Origin of the sequence: Actinomyces bouchesdurhonensis, from assembly GCF_963540955.1 — a bacterium.
GTDB classification, from domain to species: Bacteria; Actinomycetota; Actinomycetes; order Actinomycetales; family Actinomycetaceae; genus Pauljensenia; species Pauljensenia bouchesdurhonensis.
The window spans coordinates 1-9,537 of record NZ_CAUTSL010000071.1; the positions used below are offsets into that span (position 1 = coordinate 1).

The window sequence follows — 9,537 nt, forward strand, 5'->3', positions numbered from 1 at the left end:
AAAACTTCCAGGCCTGACGGTAACGCAAAATGTCGAGATAGGTACCCAGCATCCCGCTATTGTATCGTCGGTCGGAGGGCGGCAACGCCCGTCACGATGGGGTGTAGCTAACCCCCTTTTTCCGCGCGCGAGAGCGGGAAACGGCCACGGCCTCGTCGAACGTGGACGAGGCCGTGGCAGGGAAAGGGGAGCAGGCTCAGTCGCTCACTTCGAAGACGCCGGTCTGGCCCTTTTCCGCCAGGGAGAGCGCGTGGTTGACGAAGGAGTAGTGGCCGGCCTCGGTGGGCGTGAACTCGACGAAGCCGCCCTCGGCGGCGCCCAGGGTCAGGACCTGGCCCCAGCCGCCGCCGCTGCCGCCGCCGCGGATGACGTAGGCGCCCTCGCGCCACACGGTGTCGAACTGGGTGCCCACGACGTGGAAGGTGGTCGCCAGGTTCGGGCCCGCGTCCATGACCCACACGCGCACGCGCTCGTTGGTCTTCATCTGGATGGGGTGCGCCTTGTACTGGAAGGGCACGCCGTTGAAGGCCATTGCGTTGGGCGCCAGGGCTGACAGGAGGGAGGCGTCGGCGCTCTGTCCGTCCGCGCCCAGGTAGAGCTCGGAGGCGACCATCACGTACTCGCGGTCGACCGAACCCAGGTCGGTTGGGTCGATGATGACGGCGCCGAACATGCCGTTCGCGATGTGCATGGACATGGGCGCGGTCGAGCAGTGGTAGAGCCAGATGCCCGCGTTCTTCGCGACGAAGGTGTACTCGAGGCTCTGCCCGGGCTCGATCGAGCGCATGACGTTGTCGGGGGCGACGAGGCCCGCGTGGAAGTCCAGCGAATGGCTCATCGTCCCGTTGTTCACGAGCGTGATGTGGAAGGTGTCGCCGATGTGTCCGCGCAGGATCGGGCCGGGCGCGTCCCCGTTGAAGGTCCACGTCTGGCGGGTCAGCGAGCTCGTGACGTTGACGGTCTGTTCGGTGACCGTGAACGTGTAGTGGCGCTCGGTCTCGCTTGTGGCGGGCGGCAGGACCGGGTCGCGCGGGGTGATCGTCGCAGCGTAGTCCGTCAGCTCGGTCGGAGTAGCGGGGCCGGCGGCGGCGTCCTGGCCGTGGTCGTGGCTGCCCGGGGCCGTGGTCCGGGCGGAGGATGAGGCGCCGGAGGTGGCGCCCGTGGCCTGCACGTGCAGCGTCATGCCCATTTCGCGGTGTCCGGGCAGGGAGCACCAGCCCTCGAGGTCGCCGGAGACGACGCCGAGGTCCAGTTCTTTCGTCTCGCCGGTCGCCAGAGACCCGGAGGTCACGCCGTTCTCGAACACCAGGTCGTGGCGCTGGTCCCCCGAGTTTGTGAAGTCAATGATGAGGCGGTCGCCGACCGGGACCTCGATGTGGCTGGGCGTGAAGGCCATCCCATCGATGCCTACCGACACGCGGGTCGTGTGCCCGGTCGGCGTCACGGACGAGGCCGTGGCCCCGGTCCCCGTTCCCGTTACCTGCGTGGTGGGCGCTGTGGGGTTGGACAGGAAGATCGCCAGCGCGAGCGCCACGACGGAGACGACGCCAATGATCGCGCCCGCCGTGCGGCTCACGGGCGAGTGGTCGCCCGCCGGACTCATGCGCAGCTTCGGCGTTTCCTTCGACGCGGCGCCCTTCGACGCGGACGTCTTCGGGGCGTCTCCTCCCGGCGACGGTGACGCGGACAGGTTCAGGTCAGCCACGGCGGCCTCCTTGTGTGGTGGGGGATTGGGCGGCGCGCTTGACGCGCGCCTGGGCCACGCCGCAGCGGGCCATGAGGACGATGTCGACAATGAAGGTGGCCAGCAGGACCACCCATGCGGCGATGGTGAGGCGTTCGGCGGACACGCCGCCGAGGGACGCGACGGACAGCGCGAAGACTGCGGCCACGTTGCGAGACGCCTCCCGGATCGGAGCCCCGGCCTCGAGCACGCCGACCCCGACGCGCACCGCGGACGGGCCGCCGCCGATGACGACGGGCATCAGGTAGGTGAGCGCGCCGACGAAGAGCTGACCCACGCCGGCCGCGCCGAGGATCGGCAGCCACGGCAGGAACGCCGCGCGCAGGCCGGTCGCGTCCGCCCCCTCGAAGGCGCGCAGGGACGCCCCCGCGCCCGCGACGAGAATCCAGGCGGCACCCAGCATGAGGGACCACGCGCCGTACTCGGCCGGGCCCTTCGCCAGCGCCGCGCGACAGAGCGGAACACCCACGCCCAGCGCCGCCGTGCCCACGACGACCAACAACCCCACGGAGGCCACGCGCATCGACCCGGTCACGACTCCCGCGCCGGCGACGAGGAGCGCCCCCACCCACAGGGGCAGCGCGCTCGTCGCGAAGGACACGGCCCGCGGATCCATGCGCGTGCGCATCGCGGTCGGCCCGAGCGTCACCAGGGTTCCCCCCATCGTCAGGCCCAGCCAGCCGGCGACCCCCGCCAGCGCGTGGGCGACCGTCAGACGATCCCGGGCCTCGGCCAGCCACGCGGGCGCGTCCGCGTCGAACATGGCCACCGTGACGAAACCGGCCAGCGTCGCGCCGACCACCAGGAAGAACGCCGCCGCGATGTAGTAGCGAATAATCACCGCGAAACGCGACGCCAGGCGCTCGCGGGACGCGGTGAGCAGCGCCCACCCGTGCCATGCGGCGATCGCGCCGACGACGGTAGCGCCCGTGACGGTCGCGTACCACAGGCCCGACCACATGCCGCCGATGAGCACCAGCAGGGAGAGATTGAAAGCAATGATGCGCACGGTATTGTCGCGCCCCGCGCGCCGATCGCCCGGGGCCAGGTGCGCGAGCGCGCGCGTGAAGTACCAGGACCACTGGAAGATCCCGTTCGACAGGACGCCCAGGGTCACCAGGTGGATCATCGTCCACAGGTTGCGCGGGATACGCCCTCGCGCGACGATCGTGATCGCGGCGCACGCCGCCGCCGCGCACATCCACACCGATGTCGCGCGGTCGGTGCGGGGAACTCGAGGCTTGCTCATCGCCCCTCCGTTGCGCCCGGGGATGCCGGAACCGCGGAGGGGGAGTCGGCCTCGTCCCCGGTACCAACCTCGCGCGAGAGTGCGCGCGCCCGGCGAATCGTCACCGTCAGCGTCGTCGCGACAAACAAGAGCACGCCCACGACACCCAGGGAGCCGCCCAGGCGCCACGGGTAGGGGGCCTCGCGCGCGCCCGCAAGGAGGCGGACGAGGAGGGAGATCTGCAGGAACGCGAAGGGCACCCACATGGCGACGTGGTAGGGGACCTCGCGGCGGGCAACCGCCGGGATGATGACGGGCGCGTGGGCGAGCAGCATCGAGACGACGAAACCGATCGTGACCGCGTGGACGCCCGCGTCGTAGCCGTATCCGTCGAAGGCGGGCGGCGCGATCACCCACATGAGTGCGGGCACGAGCGCCCACGCGTAGCCGCTCAGCATGCACACGGCCGCCAGGCGCGGAAGGCCGCTCATGCGCACGGTGCCGCGCGCGACGTCGTGCCACGCGGTGTCGGCCATGAGGACACCCAGGCTCAGGCCGATCAGGGGATAACCGATCGTGGGCGAGTAGAGGGCGACGGTCAGGCCCACCATGAGGGCGGCGCTCTCGGCGGTGATGCGCCGCTCGGTGGAGCCGGACGCGAAGGCGAGTCGCGCGAGTTCGACGCGCTCGCCGACGATCGTGACGATCAGGAAGGCCAGCCACCACGGCACCGCGCGCGGCGTTTCGAGGCCCCGCCACCACAGGAGGATGCCGCCCAGCCCGATGAGCGCGCCCATCAGCTGGATGAGGACCGCGTGGGTGGCCTGCCGGCGCGCCCACACGTAGCAGTAGATGGCCGTCAGCAGGGCCATTCCGAGGGTGATGAGGAAGCCGGGCATCATCCGCTCGGGCGCGAAGCCGCTCAGGTGGGCGGCGAGGTAGCGGGGGATCGGCAGGGTTGCGAGCGCCTCGCGCGCGGTCCCGTTCAGGGAAACGACGACCGCGCTGATGCCGCCCGCGCCGGTCAGCAGGGGAGCGGCGTAGGCCCACGGGCGCCGCCCGTCGGACTGCAGGGCGACCGCGCGCTCCAGGCAGATCGCGGTGCCCAGGAACCCGTAGATCATGAGGAGCCCGTGCACGGTCCCCAGGCTCGTCGAGGCCACGGGTGCGATGGCTCCCAGGCGCACGAGGGAGGCGTCCAGGCCCGCGAGGAGCGCGACGCCCGCCAGGAGCAGGAACGCGAGTCGCGCCTTGGGAAGGGAGGGGATCGGCGGACTCGTGCGTGGTTTCCTTGACGAGGCCGGGGCGTGCTCGCGCGCTCCGTCGTCGCGGGCGGCAGGGCTGGGGGCCTCGCTCATGTGGGCGCTCCTGGTGTCGGCGGGCGGCGTCGGCGAGCCGACGAGTCGAACTATCACCACGGTAGCGGCCCACGGCCCATATTTCTATGGGTGCGCGCCGTGAAAATGTTCCCCGCGTGCCAACTGGGCCCTTTGCTGGGCCGTGGACCGCTGTAAATCGTCGGTACGTGGGGGTGTTTCTGTTGCAAATTCGCTGGTCTGAACGTGCTAGGTTCTAGTGGTGGTTGCAACGGTTCTTGGTGAAGGAGTTCGTTGTGGCCAATCTTGGTCGTGTTTTTCGGGGGGTTGAATACCCCTCCCGTCGTGAGGCGTGTCAGGCTCGGCATCGGGAGTATGTTCGGGCTCTTGCTGATGGTTTGAACTTCACGCAGGCAGCTCATGCTGTCGGGGTTTCGAAGCGGACGGGTAAGGTCTGGCGTAATGGCCGGACTCGCTCAAGTGGACGGTGTGAGCGAGCCAGCATCGCTCCGCAGGAGCACTGGTACCGTCTGTACATGAAATGCCAACCGCATCGGATCAGTAAACGGTTCTTGTCGCTCAAGGAACGCATGCTCATCTTCGGATGGCGCGTCGAGGGAGTCTCGATTCGGGACATTGCCCGCCGGTTGGGGCGTTCGCCCTCGACGGTGAGCCGGGAGCTGAGACGAAACGGGATTACCTCCACGTGCTACAACCCCTACATCGCTCACATGCGAGCAGGCAAGCGACTCAAACGTCCTAAAGCGCGCAAATGCGCCAATCCTCGCTTGTGGGGCATCATCTGGGACAAGCTTGAGCTCAGGTGGAGCCCAGAACAGATTTGCGCATACTTGCGCATGCGTTTCCCGCATAATCAGAGCATGAACCCGTGCGTGGAGACGATCTACCAGTCCATCTTCATCCAAGCCAAAGGCACACTCCGCAAAGAGATCGCTTCCCTGATGCGCCAAGGTCGTGCCCGTAGGCGCCCAGCCGCATACTCTCGCCAGGTACGACCACGATTCAAGGACCCCATGGTGATGATCAGCGAGCGGCCTGCCAGTGTGGAAGACCGGGCGGTCCCCGGACACTGGGAAGGCGACTTGATCATCGGAGCCAAAGGACAATCCGCCGTCGGCACGCTCGTGGAACGCTCCACCCGGTACACGATGCTGCTCCACTTGCCCAACGGACACACCGCCGTTGAAGTTCAAGACGCCATTATCGGAAAGCTCGCAGACTTACCGCACTCCTTGCGTCTGTCACTGACCTGGGACCAGGGAAGCGAGCTGGCCCAACACCGCAAGATTGCCTCCGAGCTAGGCCTTGACGTGTACTTCTGTGACCCACACTCACCCTGGCAACGCGGCACGAACGAGAACACGAACGGGCTCTTGCGCCAATACATGCCCAAAGGCACCGACCTATCGCCCCTGACCGAAGCAGACCTGGACGCCATCGCCGACCAGCTCAACGAACGCCCCCGTAAAACGCTAAACTGGGACACACCCAAGCAGCGCCTCGAGCTGCTGCTCAGGGCATAGCATGTGTTGCAACCACCCCTAGAATACGGCAAGCAGCGCAGGAACAAGGGGGGGTACTACCGTTCGACGTATGTTACTTCCCGCGGTGTTGGCATCAGTATTGGTGGCAATCGGTCTCTCATTGACTGCAACATTAAGTCTCCTGAGGAGATGTTTATTGAGAGCGAGTATGCGCGTTTGGTCGCCAAGGGGTATATCTCGGAGGACGAGTAGTAGTACCGGCGGGTGGTCTCGGTGCCCGGGTGCGGCTGGCCTCGGGCTTACTGCCGGGGTATGGCTGGCCTCGGTGGTGCGGGGGCGCGGTCGCCTGCTGGCTTGATACGGAGTCCTGCTGTCCTTGGTCTCGCTGTCGGGCTTGGGGACCCTTGGGCTTACTGCCGGGGTGTTGTCGTCCTTGGTTGTGCTGCGGGGGCTTGGGTTTCTGTGGGGTTGCTGTTGGGGCTGGTTGTGATCCATCCTGTGCGTGAGCGGCGTGCGTGTTGTTGGTGTCGACCAGGCCATCAAGGGCCACTAGAGGAGGATCATGTCCTTTGAGTTCACCGTGTTGTCCGATGATCGTTTCATCGAGATTCTTGAGGCGTGGGTGGACTCACCCTGGCCCAAAACCATCGAAGACGGCTACCAGTTGCGCGACCACTTCGGCTGGGTACCCAAAGAAGATAAGCCAAGTTTGTTTACTTCCGATATTCAACCTCACGAGCTTTCGTCTAGCTTTAGCAGTCGACAGGGAGTTGTAAATTCATTTAACTTTCTAATTACTGATATTGCGCCTGAGGAGGCTCGGGGGGATTCACTGAAGGATGCCCTGGTGATTTACCGGCACTTCTGCGACATTCTGAAGAGCCGATACGGCAAGCCCAAGCAGTGCAAGAATAGGAATGGGTTTTATGACGCTCTGTATATTTCTCCGCAGGGGGTGGGTATTAATCCGGGGGGATGTCGTTCCTTCGTTGAGTGCTACATTAAGTCTCCTGAGGAGATGTTTATTGAGAGCGAGTATGCGCGCCTGGTTGCCAAGGGGTATATCTCGGAGGACGAGTAGTACCGGCGGGTAGTCTCGGCGCCCGGGTGCGGCTGGCCTCGGGCATACTGCCGGGGTGTGGCTGGCCTCGGTGGTGCGGGGGGCGCGGCCGCCTGCTGGCTTGATAGGGAGTTCTGCCGTCCTTGGGCATACGGTGGGGGCTTGGGTTTCTGTGGGGTTGCTGTTGGGGTCAGTATCAACAGAGTGCAACATGAGTCGCTACGTGCGACCTGCACGACGCTCGCGGTGGGGCAGTGTCCATGGGGCACAATTAATCCGCCCGACGCGCCCGGGCTGGTTGTGGCGGGGAGTAGATGGGCCCTGTCAGTTCCGCGTTTGTTCTTGTGTATTGGGGCGCTGCACCCGATCCGTAGGCAATGCACCTCTTCTGTTCGGGTGCAGTGCCCCTTATCGGGTGTAGCGCCCCTGATCGGGTGTAGCGCCCCCGCGCTTGTGGCGGCTGTCGGGGTTGTGGGGGTCTGCTGGGCTTGAGTTGTCTTCTGCGTGGGGTCTTTGTGGCACCTCATGTTGTTTCCTCAGAAATGTCGCATGCAATTCCCCGGCACGTATGTCAAACGTTGAAATCGCACCGTTGGAATTGCAACGTTTTCGGGTGCTGCAGAAAGTTCGGGCACCCGAATTGCATGCGAGTTTTGGTTGATGAGGCGCCCAAGGCGAACTCCTGTGTTCGGTCGTCGTCCCACGACACTGTCCACGATCCCCGGGACGCTTCGAACACCACCCCCACACCCCACAATGCGAAGAGCCACGAAACACCCAACCCATAGGGAAGGGGGTTTGCAGGACACGGTATCAGTCTGCCGCCACGAAGGCTATTAGTCCTTGGGCACTTGATCACCGGGTTTCGCGGTCACCACCACCCGAAAGTGGAAGGCCCATGTCAGCCCTTGTCCTACCCGCCAGTATAACAGGCCGTGTACGCCCGCGCCTCGTCGCGCTTCCGCTGTGATCGCGTGGACCCTGGCGTAACCGTTAGCGATGGACTCAGCGTGACATGACAACGGGGGCGGCGCTCACACGCGTGAGCGCCGCCCCCAGCAACCCGCGTGAGCGGGCATTGTAAGAGCGTCAGCCGTTCAGGGCGTCAGACACGACCTTCTTCGCGGCCTCCTGGACCTGCGCCAAGTGCTCGGCTCCCTTGAAGGACTCCGCGTAGATCTTGTACACGTCCTCAGTGCCCGACGGGCGAGCCGCGAACCACGCAAACTCCGTCGTCACCTTCAGGCCGCCGATCGGCGCGTCGTTACCGGGGGCGCGCACCAGCTTCGCGACAATCGGGTCGCCGGCAAGCTCAGTCGCGGTCACGTCCTCAGGAGACAGGGCCGCAAGCTTCGCCTTCTCCTCGCGGGAGGCAGCCGCGTCGATACGAGCGTACGCGGAAGCACCAAAGCGCTCCACCTGCTCCCTGTGCAGCTGCGAGGGGGTCTTACCCGTCACCGCCAGGATCTCCGAAGCCAGCAGCGCCAGGATGATGCCATCCTTATCAGTCGACCACACAGTGCCGTCCTTGCGCAGGAAGGACGCTCCCGCGCTCTCCTCGCCGCCGAAGCCCAGCGCACCCGACAACAGGCCGGGCACGAAGTACTTGAAGCCCACGGGAACCTCAACCAGGTCCCGACCCATGGAAGCAACAACGCGATCAATCAGCGCAGAAGACACGAGCGTCTTGCCCACAGCCGCGTCCTTGCCCCAACCAGGACGGTGCGTGAACAAGTACTCGATGGCCACAGCCAGGAAATGGTTCGGGTTCATCAGGCCATCGGGCGTCACAATGCCGTGACGATCCGAATCCGCGTCGTTACCCGTCGCAATGTCATACGGCGTGTTGCCCTCAGCATCCGGGGTCATGGCCTGACGCAGAGACGCCATCGCGTACGGCGACGAACAATCCATACGGATCTTGCCATCCCAGTCCAGCGTCATGAACGGCCACGCCGGATCCACCTCGGGGTTAACGACCGTCAGATCCAGACCGTAACGCTCGCCGATAGCCGCCCAGTAGTCGATCGAAGCGCCGCCCAGCGGGTCCGCTCCAATACGCACGCCCGCATTACGGATCGCATCAATGTCGATGATCTGATCCAGCTGCGACACGTAGAACTCGAGGTAATCAAAGGGCTTGATGTTCGGGTCGTGCAACAGCTCAGAACCGGTGACGCGGGGAATATCCTTCCACTCGCCCGAATCCAACAGCTCATTCGCGCGCGCCGCGATCCAACCGGTCGCATCCGTGTCGGCAGGGCCGCCGTGAGGCGGATTGTACTTGAAACCGCCATCGCGCGGCGGGTTGTGGCTCGGGGTCACGACGATACCGTCGGCCAGGCCATCACCCTCCGTGCGCAGATTCGCCGGCGCGCCATTCGCGCCCAGGATCGCGACCGACACAGCCGGGGTCGGCGTGTAGGAGCCGCGCGAGTCAATTCGCGTCTCGATCCCCGCACCCGCGAGGACCTCCAGGGCGGTACGCCACGCGGGTTCACTCAGCGCGTGCGTGTCACGGCCAATGAACAGCGGGCCGTTAATACCCTGCGACGCGCGGTACTCAATGATCGCCGCAGTAATGGCGATAATGTGCGCCTCGTTGAACTTACCGTCCAGCGAAGCGCCACGGTGGCCCGACGTTCCGAACGCGACGCGCTGTCCCACGTCGGTCGGGTCAGGGA

Annotated in this window: 6 protein-coding genes; 2 read left to right on the top strand and 4 right to left on the bottom strand. The window is 65.5% G+C overall.

Annotated elements, in window-relative coordinates:
* Nucleotides 1–196 precede the first annotated feature (196 nt).
* From RYL44_RS09360 to RYL44_RS09370, 3 genes are read right to left on the bottom strand one after another with little or no spacing between them, the layout of a single operon-like run.
* Entirely contained in the window at nt 197–1,705 is a 1,509-nt protein-coding gene (locus RYL44_RS09360; protein WP_314975802.1) for a multicopper oxidase domain-containing protein, read from the bottom strand.
* Nucleotides 1,698–2,993 (bottom strand): hypothetical protein, encoded by a 1,296-nt coding sequence (locus RYL44_RS09365; RefSeq protein WP_314975803.1) that lies wholly within the window; start codon nt 2,991–2,993, stop codon nt 1,698–1,700. Before RYL44_RS09365 ends, RYL44_RS09360 begins: the two co-directional genes overlap by 8 nt.
* On the bottom strand, nt 2,990–4,330 hold the full coding sequence (locus RYL44_RS09370) for a hypothetical protein (RefSeq protein WP_314975804.1): 1,341 nt from the start codon (nt 4,328–4,330) through the stop codon (nt 2,990–2,992). The genes RYL44_RS09365 and RYL44_RS09370 overlap by 4 nt, the downstream gene beginning before the upstream one ends.
* Nucleotides 4,331–4,554: 224 nt before the next feature.
* Between RYL44_RS09370 and RYL44_RS09375 the strand changes: the two genes are divergently transcribed.
* Together RYL44_RS09375 and RYL44_RS09380 are read left to right on the top strand one after the other, a co-directional pair.
* Entirely contained in the window at nt 4,555–5,832 is a 1,278-nt protein-coding gene (locus RYL44_RS09375; protein ID WP_390883822.1) for an IS30 family transposase, read from the top strand.
* A gap of 523 nt (nt 5,833–6,355) precedes the next feature.
* A complete protein-coding gene (locus RYL44_RS09380) occupies nt 6,356–6,874 on the top strand; it encodes a DUF6301 family protein (protein ID WP_314975806.1) in 519 nt (172 codons plus the stop codon).
* A 1,068-nt stretch (nt 6,875–7,942) separates the two neighbouring features.
* Here RYL44_RS09380 and pgm read toward each other — a convergent pair.
* Nucleotides 7,943–9,537 (bottom strand): phosphoglucomutase (alpha-D-glucose-1,6-bisphosphate-dependent) (pgm, locus tag RYL44_RS09385; RefSeq protein WP_314975807.1); only part of this gene is annotated, 1,595 nt, incomplete at its 5' end.

Excerpts from the sequence above, each read along its gene's own strand:
- RYL44_RS09370 (WP_314975804.1), bottom strand. The coding sequence starts at position 4,330 with ATGAGCGAGGCCCCCAGCCCTGCCGCCCGCGACGACGGAGCGCGCGAG.
- RYL44_RS09365 (WP_314975803.1), bottom strand. The coding sequence starts at position 2,993 with ATGAGCAAGCCTCGAGTTCCCCGCACCGACCGCGCGACATCGGTGTGG.
- RYL44_RS09380 (WP_314975806.1), top strand. The coding sequence starts at position 6,356 with ATGTCCTTTGAGTTCACCGTGTTGTCCGATGATCGTTTCATCGAGATT.